Raw genomic sequence first — 26,271 nt, forward strand, 5'->3', positions numbered from 1 at the left:
TTATACCAATTTTGTCCATTTTGGTGTTCCAGTTGCCTTTGCTGATTTAAAATCCATCTTTGCTAATTTAAAGTTTGCTTACGCTCAGCATTATTGTGTGACGCAGAATCTGAGCGCCCCTGTAGCAGCAGGATTTAACACTCCTGTTAAATTCCATTGCAATGAACTACCCAAGCTAGTTGCACTACACGTGTTTCCGCTAGGCGTTGAGGCGCAGCTGATACTGCCAAAATTAGTACCTATTGGTAAACTATCTTTGATTTTTACGTTTTGAAGTTTCTTGCTGCTATTGTTTTTATAGATAATTTCGTACTCTAAATTATCTATTTTTTGCACTTCGTTATTTGTAACAAAACCATTGGAATCTACTGGCGTTGAAGAACAGTTTGCAACTGCACGGACCTTTTTTGTCAATGTTAAGCCAGCACTACCAATAAGTGTCACATCTTGACGTTTAGCAGTCTGTGCCGTAATTGTCTGCACAGGATCAGCCAAAGTCACAGCATAGCTCGCTTGCAATGCTCCAATATGCTGTGCACCAGCCACCACATTGGTTGGCACATGTACACGTTGTACTAAACAAATATCCGCATTCGGTTGTAATAAAACTGAACTTGCCATACTTGGATTAAATAAAGTTTCTCCCGCATCCACATTACCATTACAGTTGGTATCGCGATAAACCAAAGCTTGCCACTGCTGATCAATACTGGAATTAGGTTGCTGCGTTTGGGTTTGCAATAATTGAGTCAGTTGAACGGGTGTCTGTGTTGTTAAACGATGAGGATAGTCTGTAACATCACCCGCAATCACGGTGTGTTGCCCATCTTCGCTTAACACAACATTAACAATGACATCTCCAAAGTTATTTGCTGTGTAACTCGTTGCACTTGTTTTTGTTAAAGCAATCGTATCTGTTGATCTAGTATATCCATTGGTTCCACTTACAGAAATATACTCAGGTAAATTTTGCTGAACGATACAAAAAGATGATGGTAATGAATTCTGATTAACACTAAAGCTATATTCACCATTAGCATTCGTCTTGATTGTAGCTACTTGCGTTGAGCTACAATCATTCAGAAGAATTAAGCTATTCGCAATTCCAAGCTCACCATTATCTTGGATACCATTGTAAGCATTAGCAATGTTATTTGTTGTACCACTATTATCATCAAACACTTTTCCAGAGATTATGACTTGAGTCACTCTACTATTAGTGTAAACACAAAGTACATTTGTATCATTTGCATTTATTGTGAGTGAATTACCTACTAATCCAGTTGTCCCAGAACAAGCTAATGATGAATTATAATCCGTAGGATTACCCACTATAAAACTCTCAACAATTGTTCCGATCTCTCCAGCGTAAACTGTCACAATAGTACTTGTTGCTGTGTCATTTCCTGAAGTTGTTACAATCGAAGATACAGAAGCATTATTAATAAATCCTGCACTATTAACCGTCACAGAATCCGCAATCTTAGCATTCGCCCATGTCTTTCTTAAGGTAAGCGTTGCACTCTTACGGGTGTTGGTATAGGTACACACCACTGAGCTATCTGAAGCATTTACCGTCAGTTGTGAACCACTTAAGGCAGTTGTGTTTCCTGTACATGCCAAGCCAGCGGTATAATTTCCTGCACCTGTTGTGATCGTTTCTAAAAGTGTAATCACGTCACCCGCATAAACAGTTTGTGCTGTGCCTGCATCTGTTTCATTCGTGGTATTCGCTGTTGAACTTAAGCTGGTTAAGCCTGTCGCACTGACTGTCGCCGCATCATTTAATTTGGCATTCGCCCATGTCTTTCTTAGTGTTAGCGTTGTACTTTTACGTGTGTTGGTATAGGTACATGTAATTAATTTAGATTCATCACCATCGCCAACAGTTAAAGAGTTGCTACTTTGACCATTTGTACCAGAAAGACTATTTGCAGTTGCCCCACCTCCTGCACTACAAGACAATATCGTATTATAATTATTGAGATTTCCTGTAGTCATGGTTTCTACAGGTAAAGTAACAGTTTCTCCTGCATACACAGTCACACTTGAGCCATTCAGATTGGTTGGAGCTGTACTCGTTAATGCACTGGTATTATTCGTCAAACCTGTCGTTGCCGCAATCTGAGCAACATTACCACTCACACTATTGGCTCCCCAAGCTTTTGCAATTCGAAAAGTTGCACTCTTACGATTATTGGTAAATGTACAAACAATATTTGCACCCGCCACAATATTTGCAGCAGGGATCGCCAATTGACCGGATGACAATGTACCAAATGCTGTTGCAGGATTCCCTGAGTTCGCTGCATTACTATCAATACAACTGGCAGAACTTAAATTATAGTTGGCAGGAATGGTCTCGCTTATCAAAACTGCATTATTTAAATTTGAACTATAGAGAGAGTTACTAGATGTAACTGCACTTCCACTTGCTATAGTAGTCACAGTATCTGTTGTTACACTATTACCACTGCTATCTTGTAAATTGGTCAGTCCCGTAAAATTAAAAGAACCAAATCCATTATTAGAGATTTTTGCAATTCGAATACGTGCTCGAATACTATCCGTATCTGTTGCACTATTATTGGTTGATACAGAATCTGTTGTATTTGCTGGTGCTGTTACAGTCGCTGTATTACTAACTGAAGTTAGTGTACTTGTACTTGCAACCGTAGCTGTAATTTTTAACTCATAAAACTCACCATTCGCCAAAGTCGGTAAAGTATAGCCTGAACCCGACTCAATCGCGATGATGGTTGGTGTTGTACCAGAAGTACATTTATTACTTGCAGTTGTGGTACATGCGATCGCTGTTTTAGTTAAACTCGCCACCGCAGCATCTTTTAAAATCGCACCTACCGCAGCATCAGGACCATTATTTGTTACACGCACAATATAATCGGTTGATGTGCCACCAACAGCAAGACTCGTATTATTTGTTTTAGTAATCGCTAAATCTGAGTCTGGGTTAACAATACTAATATATGTAGGAAAACCTGCTGTTAAGGCATTTTGTAAATTTGCATCAGTACAAGACCCACCATTGAATGACATACCAACAGCACCATATTGACCTGGTGCATTCTCACCACTACTCACATTATTTTGGTTGACCATACGATAAACCAATTCATAATAACCACTACTCAAACCTGTCGTTGTGACAACATAAGCATTGGTACTATCATAAGTATCTCGCGGACTTTGAACTACTGTTCGAGTACTATCCGTTGATTTTTTTAACGTAATATAAGCACCATCATCAATCATTGCACCGCTCGTACCCACACAGAGGGAAACACTGGTGGTTGAAGCTGGGATATAAACATAACTTGAAAACTGCCATGCACGACGGTTATTTACAAAGTTACTGCCTTGACTTAAAACCAATGATTTATATGCATAAGTACTAATATTCGGTACAACTTGGCTCACTGTTGGATTTGTAGTATCGCTAGTAAAATAAGTATCGTTATTATTACCTGTTACGGCACTATTCAAATATTGCCCTGTAGGATTGACCTGATCTTTTGGCCAAGCTGACAATAAAGCATCACCTTCTTCCGAGGCAGAACCCAATAAACAAGGAGATGATTTTGTATTACAAGTTGCAGTAGTACTCGTCCGTCCAACCCAAAATGCACCATATTGTGAAGCTGTTGTTTCAGCACCAATCGCACCCCAAGCATTGTGCAATATTTCCCCTGAACCACTACCTGGGTTATACTGATCACTATTTACACTCACTGCTATTTGCTGTGCTGTTCCAACTGATGCAGCAAGACTTACATTATAGGTAATACTTAAAATAAAAGTTCCTGCATTCACCACAGAACCTATACTACAAGTATAAGGTCCAGCTCCACTCCCAGAACAAGATCCTACAGATGAAGTTACAGAAGCAATCGTTACACCTGTAGATAAACTTGCTTTTACTATTGCAACAGTATTTGTTGCATTATTAGGTCCTTTGTTCTGAACCGTAATCACTTGTGTTCCCGATCCGCCACGTACAATTGGCGATTGTGTCGTACCAGTAACTTCAAAACGAGCTGTAGCAGCTGTTGAATCAAATGTAACCGCAAAAATACTTTGGCTAATAAAAAAAGTCGCTATTATTATCCATAAAGCAAAACAATATCGCACACTGAACTCGTATATTTTTTTCTGTATATTTTGATTACTGCCCAACATAGCGCACCCCAAAATTAAATTCGTAGCTTTGATTTGCCATTACACTATTTAACGTTCCAGTTAATGCCCCCACCTGTCCCATTGCAGGACTGGTGACACTGCTGCAAGATGTACACACTGGAGATTGTGATAGCACTGTATAAACAGGTGTCATATCTCTAAAAGTAAAAACACGATTCAAATCCGCTGCGCTGGTGTTGGTCAAAGTCACTTTATACAATACGCACTGACCCTGCCCATTGGCTTGCTGACCAATGTTCAAAGTATTGGTGCTGTATGCTTCGTCCGCTGTACCGTTGCAGTCAAAATCTCGTGCTTGCAATTTATTCAGCTTAAGCTGTGCCTGAGCCACTGTGGTCACATCAACAATGGAAGCTAAAACTTGACTGTTACTGGAATTTGTCAGATTCACCACAGTACTATTTGCTTGAGTGGTGTTATTCGCAGCCATATTCTGAACTTGCAATAGCAATTTTACCTGCTGATGTGCAGCCAACTTACCACTTGGCAAATCAGCCAAACTTCTCATGACTAAATCACCCGCATCAAACACGCCATTTCCATTCACATCATAGAAAAGTGTGCTGTTAAATGCTTCCTGATCATTACTCACAAGAAAACTATAATTCCCAGTAAGATCTGTATCCGTATTATTTGTTAACGTATGGCTATAAATCACTGTCCCCAAAGGTGAAACCTGACCACGGGAGTTCGGCATAAATTCTACTTTAGCTACAGCATTTACACTTTGAATGGTAATCGCATTTTTAATCGTGTCTTGACTTGGATTACTGCTGTTATTTCCACTGACAAAACTTGTAGAAAGGACACGAAAATAAATGGGTGTAATCACACTGTTATTAAGTTGATCAACCTCCACAACAGCACAAACCAATTGGCTTTCACCATTATTTAAATAAAGTATTTTACCCGTCTCAGCTCCCAAAACACTACAATTTGAACCATTTGCTGATACATAAAAACGAACTCTATTTACCCCATTAGGCAAAATCAAATTCGTAAAATCACTACTCGCATTTGCACTGAGTAAATATTCTGTTCCAACACCGGTATGAGTTACTTTTAATGGAAAAACTGCTTGACCACCAGCGACTGGATTAATACTGGTTGATGTCGTTATCGTTTTCCAAGCATTGCCTGCATTATCAACATTGCCATTACCTAAAGCATTGTTTTCAGGACTATTGGTTAAATCAACCAATTGAGCCATGGTGGTTGCAAGTAAGTCCCCTTGATCCTTAATTAAGCTGGTTTTTGTTATATCACCTAAAGATTGTGCTTGAGGTGAAACCTCAAATGTTGTATCTGCTGTAACCGCATAACTACTTGGTAAACGCACTTTGACAACGATGGGGAAATTGGTACTCGATGACAATAAACCCGTGTCAGGAATTCCATCACCATTACTGTCTAATAATGGTGTTACACCATCCGCACGATAAAATTCAATTTGGCTACCCGCAGGAAATGTACTCCCAGTCAAAGTTAGATTGAATCTATCGACACTGTTTCCTGTGTTCCAAACATAGTTATTAAAAACTAGCTCGCCACCTTGCATGACTGATGCAGCAGTAATTGCAGTACTGTTGTTTACATCGCTTGTGCTGCCATTAATTTTGACCGCATAAATTGGTGCCACATTGACGACTGCGGTATTACTTAAATCAGAAATTGGCAATGTGGAAACATTATTGTCATTATCATGATCGTATTGAAAAATAACGGTATTGTTAACTGTGCCAGCCAACACTTTATTTATTTTAACTTTAAATTCGATATAGCCGACGCTATTTGCCGCTACTGTATTTAATACAGCGCTAACCACATTGGATGTGACATTGTAATTAATCCCTGCTGGATCATTTCCTATACCTGAATCAACCGCTGTGCCATTCCAATTTTCCCCACTATTTGATTGATATACCAAACTAGAATCCAGCGTATCGGTTAAGGTCACGCTACCAGTCGCCACATTGCTTAGATTTTGATAATCCAAGCGAATAGTCACAACATCACCATTGGCTACGGAGGTTTGATAAAACTTTTTACGTACCACTAAAGCCGACTGATTGGTAACCGTAGCTGTATCGATATTGATGTTATTATCTAAAGCACTGTTGGATGAATTGACATTTAAAGTCAATTTTCCGTTCTGCCCTAAAGCCACCGTATTCGGCAGGGTGCCTGCAACAATTAATCCTACAGATTCATCTGCACTTAAGGCATAAGATGTCATTGCAGCACCATCTGGCACGCCATCGCTATTTTTATCTAAAAAGACCGATACATTATTAAAATCATAATCATCATTTGTATTATTGCTGACAACAAAACTGTATTGATCTGTTTCATTACCAGTATTGGTTAAGGTATGACTAAAATAGACCGTTTGCCCTGCAACAACAGTTTTTATATTGTCTGCCGTTAACTTGACTGAATAAACAGGCAGAATCTTGGTTTGAACTAAATTCGAGCGGCTGACCTGAACAACCGTAGAGCCTTCTTCGGTATATTCACCAATTGCCATATTACTGATAATTTGCCGAGTCGAAGCAGCTGCAAAACTGGACTGCTGCATCACCAGCACAGTACTGACTAAAACAGCGAAATAAATGATTTTGGTACGGAAATTTTCGAATGTATTCATTATATTCATCTTCTATTATCCGCCCAATTTAAGGTATTACTTGAATAGAAAAATACAATGCAGCCTGCTCTTGTGGTGCAAGTGCTCCAATATTTCCTGAAATTTGATTGCCACTCACCACTACAGCACCTTTGCTTACCGATGGCGCTAAACTGCTGCGCAAAATACTATAAGCAGGTACGACATCATTAATCACAACATTAGCGGCTGGTGTTGAACCATCATTTTTGATTGTTAATCGATAGGTCACACATTGATTCGGTTTAATCATTAATGGCGTACTGCTATATGTTGCTGTAGCAGCATTCATCAATACACAAGCTTCATCTTTAGTTTGTTCTTTGGTTAAACGAAGTTGTGTAGGATCGACAGTGGTTAAATCTGTATTTTGAATAGATGTAAGTGTTAAACCTTGAATCGTATTTGTTGCTGATACAACAATATTGGCAGTGCTCGCCATACCATTGGTTGCTGTGGTTGGCGCCTGAACTTTTAGCAGCAGCTGAATTGAATTTTGAGGTGCTAAACCGCTGGAAATAAATAAATCCGTGGCGATTGGATCTGTGCCATCCAGTACCCCGTTATTATTGGCGTCATAATATAAGGTATAGCTAAAGCCATCATTGATATTTTGCGGTACGACATTGAGGCTCACTTTGCCAGTCGTATCCCCCTCAACAAATGAACCCATATTCTTTAAAGTGTGCAGATAAACAACTGTACCACCGATATTGATTCGCCCTTGTTGATCATTCGCCAAGGTTAATTTGCGTAATGCAATATCCACTTGATCCTTAATACTATCTCCTTGAGCATTCATCGGAGATTTCATTGCGAACCAAATGGGTAAATTCGATACAGTTGTATTGGCAGGAACACTAACCACCGCACAATATTGTTTTGTTGCTCCAGCAACTAAATTTCCTGTACTGGTTATTTCACTTTGTAGGGACTGGCAAGTCGTATCACCATTATAAAATTTAACCTTCCAATCTGTTGGTAACGTTGTGCTTATACTATTGATATCAATATTTGTACTCGAAGCGTATAAATTATAATTATTTGACACTGCACTACTATTTTTAATCACCAACGGAAAAACAACATCAGTAGCGTTTACAGCATTCTTGACCAATAATGCCTGTCCATCTGAACCAGCAACATTTCCAACACCCAGACCAGAATTGTTACTGTTATATAAATCACTTTCACCGACAGCAACGGTATTAATCAATCGATCACGCGTACTATTTTTTATACTTGTATCCGTAACCGATGTCGCAGTGATGTCAAAATCCATTGTACTTGTTGATGTACAATTCGCAGGGAAATAAACACCAAGTTTAATTCTCTTTGAAACTCCAGTCGCTAAACCACCTGTATCAATTATGCCGTCACCATTGGTATCCGTCAGTAAAGTACGACCATCAGCATGATACAAACGAACAACTGCACAACTTGGAACATTACTTTTGAGGAAACTTAAATTATAAGTGTCTGTGGCTTGCCCTGTGTTCCAAACATAATGATCAAATTGAACTTCCTTAGCAATCCCACCAAATGTATTATTTTGGGTTTGCAAATTATTCAAACCACCATTTGGCTCACCATCGTCATTTGCATTGGCAGAACTATAGTTCAATACTACGCCTAAAGTTTGCTGCACATTAAAGATTACAGTATTGGTGGTCGTACTTTTTAACACCGTATTTGATGCATTATATTGTTGATAGTCCGCAGTATTGGGAACTTTTTCTAGCGCATTCGGATTCACTGTCACTTTAAAGCTGACTGTACCTTTACTTAAAGCAGAAACACTGGCAAGTTCAAATTCGACTAAACCATTATTCACTTGATACTTAACTGCTGAGTTCGCACCCGTTTCAACATCATCGGCATCAGTAAGAGCGCCTAAACCATTGCCCCAACTACCACTACCTAATTTATAGCTCACGTCCGCTGCTAATGTATCGCGTAAAACCAGTCGAGCCGCTGCTGTACCCGTATTTGCATAAGCAAGGGTATAGGTAATTTCTGTGCCTGTTTTCCCTGTACTTATACTTTGAGCTTTAGTGACCTGAATAACAGCATCATCAACAACTTTTACGGTATCACTGACTGTTTTTATAATTGCATTATCGTACTGACTGACAGCCGTTAAAGTAAAATTCGCGATGTTGCCCGCTGCTGCATTGGTCGGAATCCCTCCAACAACAATCAGCGAAGCAAACTCACCAGCTTCTAATCGAAGACTGGCACTGGAATTAAGTAAATTATTGTTATCATCAGGCTCACCATTTTGATCCCGATCAATATAAACAGCCACATTGTCTAGATTAAATTGATCATTGCTCAGCTGGCTTAAACTTAATGTGTAATTATCTACAATATTACCGGTATTGGTCAGTACATGTGGAAAATTGAGCTTACTGCCAATGGTACCAATATTCTGTTGATTGCTTTGCAGGTTGAGCGCATAAATGGCCTGAACAGTTAGAACAACAGCATTGGAATTAATAACTTGCAGATTGCCCTGCTCGTCATAAAAATCACCGCTCGCAATATTGGTAATACTGCTTCCTGCTTTAGGCTGAGCAAAAACCGCTGAACTTTGAAATCCAATAAATAAGCCAAACAAAGTGATCAATGACGTTTTTGCAACAGCACTTTTCTTGAATTGGCTTATCATGTGTATGAACCTGCAACATTTATTATAAAGACAAAGTTTATTTACAATTCTCAACACATAATACTACAAAAATATGAACTTAAACACACAATGAAACATTTTCGTTAAATTATCACACAGAAAATAATTCTATATATTGGTCATTATTTTAAAGAATTCACAGCTAGCACTTTTCATTCGTCATATTTTAAGCCATTTAATCTGATAAACGTTCAAAAACACTTCAAATTCATACTCTTTTTACAGCAACATTCTTGCTACCGAATCATATAGTTATAAACCCGACCAGCAATCAAAATCAGCGCGCCATGCTGGCGGTGATGTATGATTTTTATTCTTCTATCTATACTGCAATATATAAAATAAGGAGCTTTAAGCTCCTTATTTTCAAATCCTAGCAATACTGTAATCAGATGCCATATTTCACACGGTAATCTTCCATTTTCGCTAAAGCCTCTTTCTCACCTTTAGCATCCAAAAAGTCCATTAAATCTTTCATGGTAATTAATGCATGAACTGGAATTTCTAACTCTTTTTGCACTTCTTGAATCGCAGAAAGTTTGCCTTGACCTTTTTCTTGACGATCTAAAGCGACCAAAACACCTGCAATTTGCGCACCAGCATTTTTAAGAACCGTCACCACTTCACGAATCGCAGTCCCTGCCGTGATCACGTCATCAATGATCCAAACTTTTTTACCTTCAACAGAAGCACCGACCAAAACACCACCTTCACCATGATCTTTGGCTTCTTTGCGGTTAAAACCCCAAGGCACACTTACACCATGATTTTGAGACAAAGCCACCGCCGTTGCTGCAACAAATGGAATACCTTTATATGCAGGTCCAAAAATCACTTCAACATTATCACAAGCGATTAATTGATCCGCATAGCCAGAAGCCAACAGTGTTAGCGCTTCACCATCATTGAGCAAACCCGCATTAAAAAAATAAGGACTCACACGACCTGATTTTAAAGTAAACTCACCAAATTTAAGCACACCGCGTGAGAGTGCAAGTTCGATAAAAGCTTGAGGGTTAAAAGTCGCTTGCGAGGTCATGAGGTGCTCCGAAATTCATAATATAGAGGTTATGACTGCGCATGATACCAAAGAGTAGCTATCCAAGTGATCAAAAAATTCTACGAGTCGTTTCAATTAACGTCAATGGCTTGCGTGCATCTGTCACCAAAGGCTTACTGGAGTGGATGGAACAATCTGATGCAGACGTGATTTGCATGCAAGAAAGTAGGATCACCCATGCTCAATGGACGGATAAATTTAAACCTGAAGGCTGGTATGCCCACCTCTTCCCTGCGGAACGAGCAGGTTATGCAGGCACTGCAATTTATAGTCGCCTACCTTTTGTTTCTGTAACGGAGGGTTTAGGTTTTGAACTGGCCGATTCTCAAGGACGCTTTATTGCTGCGGAATTCGATTTAGGTTTAGACAAGCCAGTCCATATTTGTTCACTTTATTTACCTTCAGGTTCATCAGGTGAAGAAGCTCAAGCACGTAAAGACCACTTTTTAGATCAATATCAACATATTTTAAAACAATGGCGGGATGAAGATAAATCAATCATCGTCTGTGGTGACTACAATATCGTACATAAACGCATCGATATTAAAAACTGGTCAGGTAACCAAAAATCTTCGGGCTGTTTACCACATGAACGTGCATGGCTAGATCATATTTATGATGATTTAGGTTATGTCGATACCTTCCGTGAAGTTCGTAAAGAAGCTGAAATCTATTCATGGTGGTCAAATCGCGGACAAGCTCGTGCCAATAATGTCGGTTGGCGTATTGATTACCAAGCCTGCTCGCCTGACTGGAAGCCACGTACCATCAATGCTTGGGTGTATAAAGAGACTTGGTTTAGCGACCATGCCCCAGTGATTATTGATTATAAAATCGAAGCGATATAGTTCATTTGAGTGAACACCAGTTCACTCAATACCACCCAAAAACCTACAACACTTGACGCGTTTGTATATTTTTATACAGCCTTTTTAAGTGCATTATAGCTTCACGGCACAGGGACATGTCAGGATGACAGCAAAAGGATAGGACGCCGTAGGATGAAAACAAAATAAACCACTTTGGTTGTTTATTTTGCAAGGATGTGACAATGGACGTTATATTGAGACCCGCATGATCAGGATGATTAAATGCGGGTTTTCTCTTTTTATATCTCTATTCTTTTAATCATCACGTTCTTTTGATCTATAGCACTATATTGGCAAATCTAAATGTCAATTTCATGACATTGTTCACGATCTTTAAAGATTTAATCCTGCTTATTTCCTCTAGAGCTTCTATAAAATTTTCGTTACGCTATCTCGCAATAGAAAATGGAATGATCCTCTTATGCTTAAAATTTATGGTATCAAAAATTGTAGTTCAATGAAAAAAGCCTTCGATCTCTTAAATCAACTTGGTTTGGCATATGAATTTCATGATTATAAAAAACAAGGTATTGATGCTGAAACGGTCAAAAAATGGCTGAATGAGGTTGGGGAAAATGTGATTCTCAATAAAAAAGGCACCACATGGCGCAAATTAACCGAAGCAGAACAACAAGCTGCACTTTCCAATGAAACTAATTTAATTCATACGTTAACAACGCATAGCAGTTTAATCAAACGCCCTGTACTGGAAACTGAGCAAGGCTATATTGTGGGTTATGATGAAGCCGCTTATCACGCTTTAAAGTAAAAATTCAGTAGTAGCCTGCTGCAATAAAAAAAAACCTAACTGAATATCAGCTAGGTTTTTTTATTGATTTATTCTTCTTTTGAATTAGTTTGCACGAATCCAAACTTGGTTACGACCTAAAACAGAAACGCCAATAAAGCCACGTAATTCTAATTTTTTACCACCCTCTACTATTTCACCTTTTAATTTATAGGTTTTACCAGATTGAGGATCAAGAATTGTGCCATTTTCATAGCTATTATCACCCGCATTTTTAAGGCCTTGAACAATTCTTAAACCTTTTAAAGATTTATTATGGTACGGACCTTCACATTTTTTACATGCATTTTCTTCACCTGGTGTCAAAATGGTTTGAATACTCGCTGAGAGTGAACCATTTTTTTGCTCAGTAAATTTTACAATAGCTTTGGGTTGTTTGGTTTTGTCATCAATTGTTTTCCATACCGTACCATTTAATGGGTCAGCAGCGTTCGCTAAAACGGTTAATCCAAGCAATCCTAATGCAAGTGCAATTTTTTTCATTTTTGTTCATTTCCCTAGTCTGGTTTAGACTTGTTTATTGTTAAAAAGTCACACCATTTTTGCAATTTTTGAATGTGACTATTTAGTTTAGTGTAACTTTGTAACTTGTATTGGTAAATACAGCAGCATCTCATAACAGAAAAACGAGATGGAAAAAATGAAGATAAGTCCTTTATGGAAACAACTCATTACAGAAAGTATTTTAAAAATGACCATCCGTAAACCCAACCAATTGAACTTCACTCCCGACGCGCTACGTTTTACATTAGAGCAAATATGACGTGGGTTTTCAAGCAATAAACTGGTTCAAATTCGACCATTAGACTGAGTGGCTAAACAATTAAAATCTCAAAATAAATCATCATAATTCACTGTTTTCATCTGCATGGCGAAACCTGCTTTTTTAGGTTCACTCAATACCCATCGGGCATTTTTAGCCCCTTTCACTACACACAAATACAAGTGATTTATGTCAAACATCCCTTGTCACCTGTACACCCTTAACCTGAAGTGATGGATGTCATTTTTGACCTCTATCACAACTTGTTCAATGAAAGCATTCAAGCCAAAAATCTATTTTATCTAATCATTCTTCTGTACACGTTTGGCTTGGGTCTGTTTTACCAAATCTACACATCAACCCAATCAAAACTAAATCTCAATGAATATAATCACATCAATAAAAAAAGTCAGCCGAAGCTGACCAAAGAGGAAGACTTAAATTAAAAATTATAGTGCCTGTACTTGAGCTAAAGCGCTTGCAATCGCTTGCTCTTTTAACTCTGGCCCCATATTCACACCTTCAGCACGAATAATTTCAACATCCTTCACACCAGTGAAGTTAAAGACGGTTTGCAAAAAACCTTCTTGGAAGTCTGCTGGGCTATTTGCACCATAAACACCACCACGACTACTGGCAATATAGGCCTTTTTATCACCGGCCAAACCAACAGGACCATTTTCAGTATATTGAAAGGTCTTACCCGCCACGCTAATACGATCAATCCATGCTTTTAAGGTTGAAGGAAGTCCAAAGTTGTACATGGCAGCACCGACCACCACAACGTCTGCATCTAGATATTGCTGAATAATTTTTTCGCCTAAAGCGGCTTGTTCAGCATCTTGTCCCATCAAAATTTCAGCAGTTAAATGTGGAATCATCTGTGTCGCTAAATCTAAATATTCCACGCTGGCATCGCTATGTTTCGCAGTTAATTGCGTAACAATGGCCTGACTAAGTTGACGTGAAACAGAAGCATCACCAAAAATACTGGAATCGATATGTAAAACTTTCATGCTTAAACCTTTCATCTGTATTTATTCAATAACAGCAGTTTAAGCGATCTATAAAAATAGAATAATATACTTATATACAACACACTGTTTTATTTTTAGAACAAACTTCATTGTAATGAACTCTATTTTTAGATTTTAATCTGTATGAAATATAGCCATTACCATTCATAAAAAAACGTGCTATGTTGTGAATTATAAAAAATAAATTAGATCAAATTATCCTTAAATTATCATTTAAAGATTTAGAGGTCGGCGCTATTCAATGAAGAAAAATTTGCCCCCCAATACTCTGACCTCATTCAAAGCAAAAATTGCAAAATATTTGCTCGAAGATGAAGTGATCATGAATTGGAGTGTCCTCAATAAATGTATTCTCATCCTGATTTTAGGCAGCTTGGTGCATGTCATCTGGATTATTTGGAAAAGTTTTATTCTACTTTCTCCCAATTTATGGGATTTTGTTCATTTACCTTTACTCAAACTACAACTTAAGCTCGATATTTTATTCTGCTGCCTTCTAATCATAATGGTTTTCCCTTGTACTTATTGGCATAAAAAAAAGTGGGCACAACGCTGGCTGCCCTATTTATCCATTGGAATTTTGGTGCTCTCTTTATGCCGTAATGGCTCTATGATCGGTGTACTCAGCCCTGCCACCATGGTCTCTTACGTCAGTTTAGTCACGGTGGGTTTGGTGCTGTTTAACCGTAAAATTGTTTACTATACTTTGATCCCCGTCACCCTATTTTTAATCTTATCCAATTATTTAAGCCTGCAAGGTCAAATCAGTTATGCGCCTCTATTTAATCTAAGCACAAGCCCTTACCAAAATAAGTTTTGGGTCATCTCAATGTTGTATTTCATTGTACCTATTCTGATTATTTGTTTAATTTTATTTGAAATTTTGCTTAGCCAATGGCGGCATAGAGAACAACTGATTCAACATTTAAGTCAAATTGACCCACTCACCAATACATTGAATCGACGCAGTATTAAAGCCTGTTTAGAAAAATTAGAACATAAACCCACAAAAGCATATGCACTGATCTTAATTGACTTAGATCATTTTAAACAAATTAATGATCAATATGGTCATAACAAAGGGGATGAAACTCTTATTCAAGTCAGTCAAGCCCTCTCACAAATCATTCGTGATAACGATGTGGTCGGTCGCTTTGGTGGAGAGGAATTTATTCTGATTCTGCATCAGTCTTCTTTAGCACAAGCAGAAAATATTGCTGAGCGCTGTCGCCAAGCAATTCAAGCCCTGCATTTACTCAGCAATGTGGGCGACATTATTAAAGTGACTGCAAGCTTTGGAGTTGCATTCTCCAGTACAGAGACCAACCCACAAAAATTATTAAGCCAAGCCGATAAAGCCCTGTATGAAGCCAAAGCCTGTGGTCGTAATCAAGTCAAATGTTATGCAGAACGCTTGGTCGAAGCCAAACTATACTAAAGTACGTGGTGTTGATAAGGCTCTAAATAATTTACCCAAGCCACTTCTTGTAATGCAGCAGTCACCCAAGCTTTCATTGCAGGATGTTGCAACATGGTTTGCATATACTGCTGCGTCGCATCACTTACAGGTAAAGCATAGCTCATTAAACGTGTCACGACAGGTGCATAGAATGCATCTGCAATCGAAAATTCGCCACATAAAAAATCCTGTGCTTCTGGCCGTTCTGACCAAATTTGCTCGATGCGTGCAACCTCTTCACGCAGTTCTGCATTTTCCTGCCATAAACGCTTGCCCACTTGGCTTAAATTGGCTCGAATATTCATCCCACAGGCATTACGTAAATGTGGAAATCCGCTGTGCATTTCCGCAGCGATACAGCGGGCACGCGCTCGTTGCTGCGAATTTTTTGGCCATAAATTTTGCTCTGGATGTTGTTCTGCCAGATACTCACAAATGGCCAAGGAATCCCAAAGCAACAGCCCATCATCCATTAACACAGGGACTTTACCATTGGGGTTAATGGCTAAAATATCCTGCTTAAAAGTGCCTGTATGACGTTCTGATGGAAATGGCAGCATGATTTCTTCAAAAGGCAGGTTGAAGGCTTGAAGTACCAACCACGGACGCATTGACCAACTGGAATAATTTTTATTGGCGATATACAGCTGATACATTCTTTATTGCCCTAAATGTTTTTGAAACATACTGACTTGTTTTATTAATTCAGCTTCGGTAAATGCGCCCGTTAAACGCAAACCACGAATTTCCTGCTGTTTCGGATCTAAAAATAAATAGGTCGGTGGGCCTAAAATATCCCATTGATTCAGCAAAGCCTGATGTGTTGCATCATAGGCACTCAAATCCAGTTTAATTAAAAAATAGGGCGCTATCGCCTGCTGAACTTGGGCTGCTTTTAAAACACGATGTTCAATTGGCTGACAGGCGATACACCAATCGGCATAAACATCAATAATAATGGCTTGATTCGATGGTGCATGGGCTAATAATGCCTGAAATTCGGCTGCTGTTTTCGCAATATGCCATGTCGCTTGAGTAGTGCTTTGTTCAACAAAAAAGCGCTGACTTTGTTGATATTGACTATATGCCAAATAAGGAATCACCATCAGCAAAGCCACAATATACAGCCATCTAAACTGGGTCTTTTGTGTGATTAAGCGAGAAAGTAGATAAACAATAAAGCTTAAGCCCAAAGCCAGACTGAGCCATTGCATCCATGCTTCAGACATTAAAGGCCGAATAAAATACAGTGCTAAAGCCAACATAATAAAGGCAAAAAATACCTTAATTTGGTGCATCCACAACCCTGCTTTAGGCAGTACCTTTGCCCCCAAAACACTCGCTAATAGTAATGGTGTGCCCATACCAAAACCCAATGTGAACAATAACAATGCACCCTGCCACTGACTTTGCGTCTGAGAAATAAATAATAGCGCTCCTGCCAAGGGTGCAGTCATACAAGGGCCGACCAATAACGCAGAGATGATCCCCATCACCGCTGCACCCACTAAGCTGCCGCCTTTTTGTAGTGAATGCACACGATCTAAACGGTTCACTAAAGCATGCGGTAATTTAATTTCAAACAGACCAAATAAATTCAAGGCAAACAGGACAAAAAGCACACTAAAAGCAATCAGCGTGGAAGGCTGCTGTAACCAGCGCTGGAAATTTAGCCCAGCCGAAGATGCAATTAAGCCCAAAATGGCATATACCATCGCCATGCTACAAACAAAGACCAAAGCAATCATCCATGCTTTTAAGCCTTTACTGTCCCGTACAATAAGGGAGGTCAAAATAGGTAACATCGGCAATGAACATGGTGTAAAAGCCAATAATATGCCTAAGCCAAAAAACAACAATAAGCCATAAAACAAAGAGCTTTCAGCCAATTTTTCTGACCATATTTGATCTTGAGCAGTATCCATGTCCACAGGTTGAGCCGTGCTGCGCGAAGCATGATTTTCAGCGGCAAAAGTCGGCTGAGCACTTGTATTGCTATTGGATGTTTGGGCAAGATCGAGTAAACGTTTATTTGATTTGGCCTGATTTTGCAGCAACACTAAACCATCGACATCGGTCTGAAACTCAATGGTTTGTGGTGGATAACAAATACGGTCTTGGGCGCAGCCCTGCCAAGTCACCTGATAGGTTTTCGATGCTTCGGTTGCAATATTAAATTGTACATTCTGAAAATAAACTTGCGTATGGCCATAATTTTCATCATACAAATCCGTTGCTGGAGGTAACTTTAAAGCCAGTTTTTGTGTGCCCTGTTGGACTTCAAATTTGTGCTGATATAAATAATAACGCTCGGGCATGTGCCAATTAAGCTGTGCCTCATGCTCACGATGAGATTCAACCGTAAAAGAAAAAGCATCTTCTGCGGAAAGTAATTGATCCTGCGCTTGTAAGGTCATTGAAAATAAAAAAATGACACTACAAATCAATCCACTGATTGCAGACCTGCCCAAGAACTCAAGATCTTGAAGATGCTTTTTCATATGGTTTTATAGTTTTAATTAAAATAAGAAGGATACACCCAAACCTGATTGATAGCTTTTATCTTTACCATTTAAGTCCACACCGACACTCGCATCTAATTGCATACGTGTATTCAAAGCATAAATAACCCCTGAACCCAATGAATATTGATAAGGCTCACTTTCAACTTTACGATAAACCAATTCAGAGAAACCTGACCATTTATCGGCAATTTTATATTCAATCGTCGGCACGGCAGTCACAGCCCAATTACTGTCTTGTACTTCGTAACGCATAGTGATGGAGGTCGAAATTAAATCGCTAAAATCATAAGCAACCGCAGAACTGATGCTGTAAATATCGTCATCATTACTGAAGCCATCATTGCCCGTCGCTAAAATAGCTTCTGCTGCAACAGCCATCGAGAGTTTGTCATCATCTAAATCAATGGCTTTTTTCACGCCAATACTGACATCGCCCAAACCATCCTCTTCAACCGACTGACCTGCACGTTTCACTTTGCTCCATGCGGGTCCTTGCCACCCCAATTGTAACTCTAGGTCTTTCGCCAAACCGGTACGAAATAACATATCACCATTTAAAGTAACGGTTTTTTGCTTTTCGCCATTCACCATCGTTTCGTTATAATTGGCGCTGGGTAACGCTTGTTCCCATGCCAGCTTCCCGACAGGCGTAATGCCTGTCCCCATACCTGCGCCAGGGCGGTCAAAGGAAAAATCGGCAGCCATCGCATTCATGCTTAAAGCTGCGCCAAAAATAAAACCTACTGTTTTTACTGCTGACATTTTTATCTCACTCTGATGTTGGTTCTTTTATATGAGTTCTTTGCTCATTTTAGCCCCGTGGCTACGAAGCAACTCTAAAGTTTGTTTTTCTTCAGCCAACGCTTCCGACCAGTTAATTTCGTCAAAATCACAATCAAAGAATAAATCACTGATTGAAGACAAAATGGTGAGACCTTCTTCATCTTTGCTATTTGGATCGACGTTTTCTGCTAATAAGCGTTGCACCGCAGGGACACACGCGGAACTTGCAGCATCCCATAATGGACCATACAGTTCTTCTGCATCCCATAAATGTAGATTTGCTTTGGCTTGAATCAGTGCATCTAAAATTTCAATATGCGGAGCCAAATTTTGTTGTTTTTCTTGCTCAGATAACGGCGTACCCGCTTCATGTGCTTCACAAATTTGCTCCCACCATTTGAACAAACCATCTGACCAGACAGAAATGGCTGGGCCTTTTTCAAGATCAATAAAATTAGGATCCAGACCGTCTGCTAAAAGGCTTTGCACTTGAGCAAGGTCTAGTTCTTCTATGGCTTGCACAAAGACTTGTTGTTGCGCGGTTAACATGGAGAAAGCTCTCTTTAATCAGTTTTAAACTATTATGCCGAATAAAAGTTGCTTTGTTTTGGGTAAATGTATAACAAATATATTTATTCTTCATTTGGCTTGCATAACATCGGCACATAAAAAAAGCTCCGAAGAGCTTTTTTTTCTGTCTAATTTAAGCAAAATTTGGCTTAGTCATCATCGAGATCATCTGTACCATTCACATCAGTGGTTTCTGCAAATTCAAGTGCTCCACCACGTGGGTTCTCTTTCTTTTCAAAGAGATGTTCAAGACTTCGTTTTAAACGATCGATCGCACCATGAATTGCTGTATCGATATTATGACCGCGATGATTCACAACCACAGGTTTCAATCCTGCTGGGCGTGCTTCAATCATACAGTTAATATCATCGTCCCCACCTTTGGGGCCATTTTCATCACTTAAATGGACGGAAAAATGGGTAATACGTTCACTGTGTCGCTGGAATTCTGCATTCAGTTCTGCACGAACATAAGTAATTAAACGTTCACTATTTTGAATGTTTTTATCAGTACGGATTTCAATGTTCATATAATATCATCCTCTTTATTCGAATCTTTTTTGTGCAAAACTTCTTATCTTGGCACGTTTAACTTTGCTGTCAAAAACAGCGCTGAGCATCTTCAACTTAGTTTGGAACGAATTCCTCCACATTGAACGATGAACACTTTTGAGTCTGCAGAATCGTGTCCTTATGCCTTGAATATAAGGGGCTAAGCGAAGCATATGCAAGTAGTATTTTGATATTTTTTGCAATTCCCTATAGTCAATATGTGATTCAACTTTATTGCTTAAGTTATTTGATAAGTCTCACATTATTTTTTCCTCGCTTAAAACTGTGCTTCACTTCGTTTTATCGGTTTTATCCATATGTATTTTTAAGTATTCAAGCTGTACTGTTATTTTAGCCATCGAATGTTTTAGAAAATCTATTATTTTTAGGTCATTGATCAATTTTGGCTTTATTTTTGCTTAAGAATCTGTATGCTTTGCTTGCTTCTCGGGGGAGATATTTTTTAATGAAACTTACACAAATTTTTGCTACATGTGCATTGGCTTCAACTGCTGCACTTACTCAAGCTGCACCAATCTGGCAAGATTTTAGCCTGACAGGTCTTTATGGTGAAAACTACGAAGTTGTAGATGAGAAAGAAACGACTTTAACTGTTGAATATGCAGCAAAAGTTAAATATGCAGATGTTTTCTTCTTTGCTGACCGTATGCGCGGTGGTAATGACCACAAATCAACTTATTTTGAATTATCGCCTCGTTTAAGCTTGGGTGAAGTGACTGGTCAAAAACTGGCATTTGGTCCTGTAAAAGACCTGTTAGTGTCTACGACTTGGGAAGGTAATAGTGAAGATGGCAACAACTTCGACAACTTCCTTTATGGTGTTGGTTTCGATCTTGATATTCCATATTTCCAATATGCGAGTGTAAATTTCTACCGTGCTAACAACGAAAAAATTAAAGATGACTATCAAATGACGCTTACTTATGGCGTACCATTTAAATTAGGCGCTGAAGATTTTCTTGTAGATGGTTTCCTTGACTGGTCTACAGCTGAAAAAAATGACCATGCAAGTGAGCTTAACTGGACCACACAGTGGAAATGGAATGCTGGTAAACACATTTCTCCAGATACGCGCTTATACCTTGGTATCGAACATTCAGTTTGGAACAACAAATTCGGTCTAAAAGACAAAGATGAAAACAATGTCAGTGCATTGGTTAAATACCATTTCTAATCTTGATTGTTGATGTCAAAAAAGCAAGACTTCGGTCTTGCTTTTTTATTGCCCTAAAATAGGATTATTTCTACAATAAACTCTTTATTGATTCGGCATATGTCATGGACTTTCTCCTGCGTCCCGCTCAAATATCAGATCTAGAACAGGTTCTAGCTATTTATAATGCTGAAATTCTAGATGGCACTGCGAGTTGGAATAATACGCCAAAGTCTAGCGCTGATTTTCAAACATGGTTTAGCAGCTTAGTCGCGCAACAATTTCCACTCTTTGTCGCGGAACATCGCACATCGAAAAAAATTGCGGGCTACGCTGATTATTCCGCTTTCCGTCAAATTCATGGTTTTAAACAGACCGTTGAACATTCGGTTTTTATTCATCCAGACTTTAACCGTCAAGGTCTGGGCAAAGCCTTAATGCTCAAACTGATTGATCATGCTCAGCAGCATAAGATCCATGTCATGGTGGCGGCAATTGATCATGAAAATAAAGCCTCGATTGTGTTGCATGAAAAATTAGGCTTTATTCAAACTGGTTATATGCCACAAGTTGGAAAAAAATTTGGGCAATGGCGTGATTTAGTTTTGATGCAACGCATCCTTGATTAAGGATACAGAAAAATTTTGCACGGTATTAGAAAGTTCACTTGCCTGTTCATGGATGATTTAAATAAAAAAGCCCCTTTCGGGGCTCAGCATACTTAATGTCGGTTGTAGGATAACTTTATAAAAAATGAGCCAACTTCCAGTTTAACTAAGTCTGTTGAACCATAAACTTATAAATTTAATTGTAGGATAAGACTATAAAAAGCTACAACATCTGCACTGTGGGCTGCGACTGCAATGCTTCCAAGAATTAAAAGCAACAATTTCTTCATTTATGCCCCTCATCTTAAGTTTCTTAGCATTCTGATTAATTATTATTCGATTTCAGTTTAAGAGTTCCTTAAATCGATTGCTATCTTTTTTAAGCTTAGGTAAATAAAAAATGTTTAATCTACAACCCACTTAATTGATTAATTCAAGTTTAAGAATTAGACTAAAAAAACAATAAAACGCGAGATCTAATCATGACAATACATCATCGCTTCCTTAAACCTTTTTTGTTGTCTCTATGCTTATTACAAACACCAATGATTTTGGCTGCAACGGACATCCGTACTGAACAAGTTCAATTTAAGAAAGGGACATCTAGTACTGTTATTTCTTCTTCTATTAAAGGATATGAAATTGTTGACTATGTGCTTAGGGCAAGTGCTGGGCAGGTCATGAACACGAGTTTAGCGACAAAAAATACAGCAACGTACTTTAATATTCTCGCGCCTGGAGAAAATGAAACAGCAATGTTTATTGGTTCAAATAGTGGTAACCAGTTCGAAGGGGCTTTACCTAAAACAGGGCAGTATAAAATCCGTGTCTATATGATGCGATCTGCTGCACGGAGAAATGAAGTTGCACCTTATCGCCTGGAAATTATGGTGAATAATCAGTCCTCATCTACTACGTCGAGAAGTTTTGATGCTAAAGTCGCGGGAACAAAATATCATGCTGTCGGAAAAGTACCATGCGCACTTGCATCTGGGCAACCAACAGGAGATTGTCAATTTGGTGTGGTAAGAAAAGAAAATGGAAATGCGTTAGTTACGGTTACTCACCCCAATGGGAAAACTCGCACTATTATCTTTAAAAATGGACAAGCTGTTGGCTATGAAAACAGTCAGATTGACCATCAAAAATTTAGCAGTACCAAAGAAGCTGACTTAAATATGATTCGAATAGGAACTGAGCGATATGAAGTTCCTGATGCCGTTGTATTTGGTGGATAAATTGACCAAATTTCGTAAGTTAGATCTCGACCAACTTAATCCACATACTGCCTGAGCTAGTCGAAGGCAGTAAAGTACATTTGTAATAAGCCCTTTACAGACTGATAGCGAGGAGAGTTTATGCAATTGTTAGCGAACTTACTGATTGGAAAACCCTTTTCTATTTTCTTAATTGCTCTTGTATTTTTGATTATATATTTAATTGTTCGTAAGTTTAACCTCGGACATCGCACAAGATATTTAGGGATGACCTCTATATTATGGTTACTCTATGCACTATGGGAGCTCTTAATAAAAATAAAAACACCAGATGCAAATATTCGGGTAGATTTACTTATTATTTGGCCTGTAATTTTTATCTTATCTTTACTTTCAATTATTTTACTATTCTTTAATAAGAAGAAATAAGGCAGTGAGAGCCTATCAACTCTTTAGATAAATTTATGAATGAGGATCATCAATGCAAATAACAAAGTATGATCCTACACAATTTATAGCTTATTCCTACAATTTTATAGAGTTATCCTACAATCTACACTTAAACAGCCAAATCGGCTAAATTGCCTTTTTGTTCCAACCAATGCTTACGGTCACCTGCTCGTTTTTTTGCCAACAATTTATCCAGTAAGCCTGAAGTAAAATGCGCATCGTCTAAATCCAGCTGCACCAGACGACGCGTGTCTGGATCTAAAGTGGTTTCGCGAAGCTGACTGGCATTCATTTCGCCCAAACCTTTAAAGCGGGTAATTTGCGGGGACTTGGTCTTGGCTTTCTTGAGCGTTACTTCTAATTCAGCCTCATCTAAAGCGTAATGCACATCTTTGCCGTCATCTATACGAAATAGGGGCGGCATAGCCACATATAAATGCCCTGCTTCCACCAAGGTCGGAAAATGTTTCACAAATAAAGCACACAATAAGGTCGCAATATGTAAACCATCCGAGTCGGCATCGGCAAGAATACACACTTTGCCGTAGCGCAATTCTGAAAGATCATCACTGCCTGGGTCTACGCCAATTGCAATTGCAATATTATGCACTTCCTGTGAGGCTAAAACCTCATCGGAAGAAACTTCCCATGTGTTTAGAATTTTACCGCGAATGGGCATAATGGCTTGGAAGTTTTTGTCGCGTGCTTGCTTGGCTGAACCACCGGCAGAATCGCCTTCCACAATAAACAGTTCAGATTCTTCCAAAGTATGACCAACGCAGTCGGATAATTTTCCTGGTAACGTCGGGCCAGCAACAATCTTTTTACGCTCTACTTTTTTGGCAGCTTTTAAACGGCGACCTGCTTTCGCAATCATCAATTCAGCAAGCTGCATCGCAATATCAGAGTTTTGATTTAACCACAGTGCAAAAGCATCTTTGGCAATATTCAATACAATACCCGATGCTTCACGACTGGAAAGACGTTCTTTGGTTTGCCCCGAAAATTGTGGTTCTTGGAATTTTAACGACAGAATATAATTTACCCCATCCCAAACATCTTCCGCAGACAATTTTAAATTACGCGGTAACAAATTACGCAGTTCACAAAATTCACGCATCGCATCGGTCACACCTGAACGCAGACCGTTGACATGTGTACCGCCTTGTGCGGTTGGAATTAAATTGACATAGCTTTCTTGAACTTGCTCGCCACCCTCAGCATTCCAGCAAATCGCAAATTCAGCACTGGCACGCTCAGCCTCACCCGTTGCCACAAAGGCAGGACACGGAATAATATCGCGATCCTGCAATTCATCCATCAAATAATCAACTAAACCATTTTCAAATTGCCATTCAATTTTTTCGTGATTAATTTGATCGAAATAAATAATTTGTAAGCCTGCGGCTAACACGGCTTTGGCTTTTAAATTATGTTTTAACGCTTTTAAGGAAAATTTGGGTGAATCAAAATATTTTGCATCTGGCCAAAAATGAACGGTGGTTCCTGAAGCACGTTTAGGTGCCTTACCTTCCAACACTTCAAGTTGTGAGACAGGTTCACCATGCTCAAATGCCATTTGATAAAGATTACCATGGCGTTGTACGGCAACTTCGACTCGATTCGACAGTGCATTGACCACAGAAATCCCTACACCATGCAAACCACCGGAAAATTGGTAGTTATCGGTGCTGAATTTACCCCCTGCATGGAGCTTGGTCAGGATAATTTCAATCCCACTTTGACCATATTCAGGATGGATATCGACGGGCATGCCACGACCATTATCGTCTACCGACAAAGAACCGTCTTTATAGACCGTCACGGTAATTTTATTGGCATGTCCTGCAAGTGCCTCATCCACTGCATTATCAATTACTTCTTGTGCCAAATGGTTTGGACGAGTGGTATCGGTATACATGCCGGGACGACGACGAACCGGATCTAAACCAGATAAAACTTCAAGTGATTGAGCCGTATATTGAGACACGTTGTACTGTTTCCTTATTTTATACAATCCGATAAAAACTGTAATGCCATCGGTATTTTGTCTGCGAAATTATCCATCGCATGATTGCCATTTGCTTCCGTGATCATCATCGACGGATGCGCAGCATTGCTATAATAACGCTGTGCTTCACGATAATCCAAAACTTCGTCATCTTGTTGCAGTAACACTAGAATTTTGTCTGCATCTTGCACAAATGGCACAGCCATCTGCTCGAGTTGATCAAGTTGTGTCTGATCTAAAGTCCATTGGGCATTCACCACATAAGGCAGCTCAGCGCCAAATAAATCATGAAATAATTGCCATGGTCGCATAGCTGGATTAATTAAAACAGCAGGCACAGCATGTTTTGCGACCAATTGTGTCGCATAAAAACCACCAAGACTACTCCCAATTAAGACCACTTGATCTAAACATTCAATCATCTTTGAAACATGGGCCAACACCTGTTTCGGGGGCATATTTAAATCAGGCAAATGCACTTGAATATGATGCTGATTTTGACAAAATGCCTGAATGTATTGCCCTTTAATTGATAAAGTACTACTTTGAAATCCATGCAAATAGATGATGTTCATTGCTTTTTATGACATACCAATGGGTTTAATTTAAGTTATAAAAAATAAGATACCTAGCGCAACTTTATTTTAATGTGTATATAACAGCAATTGTCAGACAAAAAAGTTAAAACTTATAGCTCATCCTCGTTATTGTAAAAGCTATTCGAGATGAATCATATTAAATTAAAAGCAACGAATTGATAGCGTGAGCTTAAGAAAAAATAAAGTGCCTCAGATAGTAGTGCCATAAAAG

At 38.9% G+C, this 26,271-nt stretch carries 21 protein-coding genes; 7 read left to right on the plus strand and 14 right to left on the minus strand.

The features are described 5' to 3' along the window. Nucleotides 1-90: 90 nt before the first annotated feature. From B9T30_RS05105 to pyrE, 4 genes are all read right to left on the minus strand, one after another. Nucleotides 91-4,197, minus strand: a complete 4,107-nt coding sequence (locus tag B9T30_RS05105) for a beta strand repeat-containing protein (RefSeq protein WP_086184060.1) — start codon at nucleotides 4,195-4,197, stop codon at nucleotides 91-93. Then, nucleotides 4,184-6,874 carry a hypothetical protein gene (locus tag B9T30_RS05110; protein WP_086184061.1) on the minus strand — a complete coding sequence of 897 codons (2,691 nt, stop codon included), beginning with the start codon at nucleotides 6,872-6,874 and terminating at the stop codon, nucleotides 4,184-4,186. The genes B9T30_RS05105 and B9T30_RS05110 overlap by 14 nt, the downstream gene beginning before the upstream one ends. A 19-nt stretch (nucleotides 6,875-6,893) precedes the next feature. Further along, entirely contained in the window at nucleotides 6,894-9,554 is a 2,661-nt protein-coding gene (locus tag B9T30_RS05115) for a DUF11 domain-containing protein (protein ID WP_086184062.1), read from the minus strand. A 409-nt stretch (nucleotides 9,555-9,963) separates the two neighbouring features. Further along, the gene (gene pyrE, locus B9T30_RS05120) at nucleotides 9,964-10,614 is read right to left on the minus strand and encodes an orotate phosphoribosyltransferase (protein ID WP_086184063.1); all 651 of its coding nucleotides are present in this window, start codon (nucleotides 10,612-10,614) and stop codon (nucleotides 9,964-9,966) included. Between the two features lie 41 nt (nucleotides 10,615-10,655). Between pyrE and B9T30_RS05125 the strand changes: the two genes are divergently transcribed. Together B9T30_RS05125 and B9T30_RS05130 are read left to right on the plus strand one after the other, a co-directional pair. Further along, on the plus strand, nucleotides 10,656-11,483 hold the full coding sequence (locus B9T30_RS05125; RefSeq protein ID WP_086184064.1) for an exodeoxyribonuclease III: 828 nt from the start codon (nucleotides 10,656-10,658) through the stop codon (nucleotides 11,481-11,483). Between the two features lie 442 nt (nucleotides 11,484-11,925). Beyond that, entirely contained in the window at nucleotides 11,926-12,273 is a 348-nt protein-coding gene (locus B9T30_RS05130) for a Spx/MgsR family RNA polymerase-binding regulatory protein (protein ID WP_086165347.1), read from the plus strand. A gap of 84 nt (nucleotides 12,274-12,357) precedes the next feature. On the opposite strand, the gene B9T30_RS05135 is transcribed toward B9T30_RS05130, so the two are convergent. The 3 genes from B9T30_RS05135 to B9T30_RS05140 form a co-directional block, all read right to left on the minus strand. Next, the gene (locus B9T30_RS05135) at nucleotides 12,358-12,795 is read right to left on the minus strand and encodes a DUF2147 domain-containing protein (RefSeq protein ID WP_086184065.1); all 438 of its coding nucleotides are present in this window, start codon (nucleotides 12,793-12,795) and stop codon (nucleotides 12,358-12,360) included. 348 nt (nucleotides 12,796-13,143) lie between these two features. Next, complete coding sequence (locus B9T30_RS16790; protein ID WP_264754374.1) at nucleotides 13,144-13,275, minus strand: hypothetical protein; 132 nt, start codon at nucleotides 13,273-13,275, stop codon at nucleotides 13,144-13,146. A gap of 249 nt (nucleotides 13,276-13,524) precedes the next feature. Continuing rightward, nucleotides 13,525-14,091 (minus strand): FMN-dependent NADH-azoreductase, encoded by a 567-nt coding sequence (locus B9T30_RS05140; RefSeq protein ID WP_086184186.1) that lies wholly within the window; start codon nucleotides 14,089-14,091, stop codon nucleotides 13,525-13,527. Between the two features lie 262 nt (nucleotides 14,092-14,353). Here B9T30_RS05140 and B9T30_RS05145 point away from each other — a divergent pair, with 262 nt between their 5' ends. After that, nucleotides 14,354-15,550 (plus strand): GGDEF domain-containing protein, encoded by a 1,197-nt coding sequence (locus tag B9T30_RS05145; RefSeq protein WP_171264125.1) that lies wholly within the window; start codon nucleotides 14,354-14,356, stop codon nucleotides 15,548-15,550. On the opposite strand, the gene B9T30_RS05150 is transcribed toward B9T30_RS05145, so the two are convergent. From B9T30_RS05150 to B9T30_RS05170, 5 genes are all read right to left on the minus strand, one after another. Next, nucleotides 15,547-16,227, minus strand: a complete 681-nt coding sequence (locus B9T30_RS05150; protein WP_086184066.1) for a glutathione S-transferase family protein — start codon at nucleotides 16,225-16,227, stop codon at nucleotides 15,547-15,549. The two genes, B9T30_RS05145 and B9T30_RS05150, sit on opposite strands and share 4 nt — an antisense overlap. Before the next feature lie 3 nt (nucleotides 16,228-16,230). Continuing rightward, nucleotides 16,231-18,072, minus strand: coding sequence for a protein-disulfide reductase DsbD (gene dsbD, locus B9T30_RS05155; protein ID WP_086184067.1), 1,842 nt, complete (start codon nucleotides 18,070-18,072; stop codon nucleotides 16,231-16,233). Between the two features lie 18 nt (nucleotides 18,073-18,090). Continuing rightward, nucleotides 18,091-18,858 (minus strand): transporter, encoded by a 768-nt coding sequence (locus tag B9T30_RS05160; RefSeq protein ID WP_086184068.1) that lies wholly within the window; start codon nucleotides 18,856-18,858, stop codon nucleotides 18,091-18,093. A 27-nt stretch (nucleotides 18,859-18,885) separates the two neighbouring features. After that, the gene (locus B9T30_RS05165) at nucleotides 18,886-19,428 is read right to left on the minus strand and encodes an ankyrin repeat domain-containing protein (RefSeq protein ID WP_086184069.1); all 543 of its coding nucleotides are present in this window, start codon (nucleotides 19,426-19,428) and stop codon (nucleotides 18,886-18,888) included. 170 nt (nucleotides 19,429-19,598) lie between these two features. Continuing rightward, nucleotides 19,599-19,979: an HPF/RaiA family ribosome-associated protein gene (locus B9T30_RS05170; protein WP_086184070.1), complete on the minus strand. Its 381-nt coding sequence runs from the start codon at nucleotides 19,977-19,979 to the stop codon at nucleotides 19,599-19,601. 488 nt (nucleotides 19,980-20,467) lie between these two features. Here B9T30_RS05170 and B9T30_RS05175 point away from each other — a divergent pair, with 488 nt between their 5' ends. The 4 genes from B9T30_RS05175 to B9T30_RS05190 all read left to right on the plus strand — a co-directional run bounded on the left by B9T30_RS05175 (nucleotide 20,468) and on the right by B9T30_RS05190 (nucleotide 23,429). Beyond that, nucleotides 20,468-21,196: an outer membrane protein OmpK gene (locus B9T30_RS05175; protein WP_086184071.1), complete on the plus strand. Its 729-nt coding sequence runs from the start codon at nucleotides 20,468-20,470 to the stop codon at nucleotides 21,194-21,196. Nucleotides 21,197-21,300: 104 nt separating this feature from the next. Further along, the gene (locus B9T30_RS05180) at nucleotides 21,301-21,804 is read left to right on the plus strand and encodes a GNAT family N-acetyltransferase (protein ID WP_086184072.1); all 504 of its coding nucleotides are present in this window, start codon (nucleotides 21,301-21,303) and stop codon (nucleotides 21,802-21,804) included. 461 nt (nucleotides 21,805-22,265) lie between these two features. Next, nucleotides 22,266-23,021, plus strand: a complete 756-nt coding sequence (locus B9T30_RS05185) for a hypothetical protein (RefSeq protein WP_086184073.1) — start codon at nucleotides 22,266-22,268, stop codon at nucleotides 23,019-23,021. Between the two features lie 120 nt (nucleotides 23,022-23,141). After that, entirely contained in the window at nucleotides 23,142-23,429 is a 288-nt protein-coding gene (locus B9T30_RS05190) for a hypothetical protein (protein WP_086184074.1), read from the plus strand. A 130-nt stretch (nucleotides 23,430-23,559) separates the two neighbouring features. Here the strand turns inward: B9T30_RS05190 and parE are convergent, their stop codons facing one another. Both parE and B9T30_RS05200 read right to left on the minus strand, forming a co-directional pair. Continuing rightward, nucleotides 23,560-25,440 carry a DNA topoisomerase IV subunit B gene (gene parE, locus B9T30_RS05195; RefSeq protein ID WP_086184075.1) on the minus strand — a complete coding sequence of 627 codons (1,881 nt, stop codon included), beginning with the start codon at nucleotides 25,438-25,440 and terminating at the stop codon, nucleotides 23,560-23,562. A gap of 14 nt (nucleotides 25,441-25,454) precedes the next feature. Further along, on the minus strand, nucleotides 25,455-26,036 hold the full coding sequence (locus B9T30_RS05200) for a YqiA/YcfP family alpha/beta fold hydrolase (RefSeq protein ID WP_086184076.1): 582 nt from the start codon (nucleotides 26,034-26,036) through the stop codon (nucleotides 25,455-25,457). Nucleotides 26,037-26,271 lie beyond the last annotated feature (235 nt).

Origin of the sequence: Acinetobacter sp. ANC 4973 (genome assembly GCF_002135275.1) — a bacterium.
GTDB lineage: Bacteria > Pseudomonadota > Gammaproteobacteria > Pseudomonadales > Moraxellaceae > Acinetobacter > Acinetobacter kyonggiensis.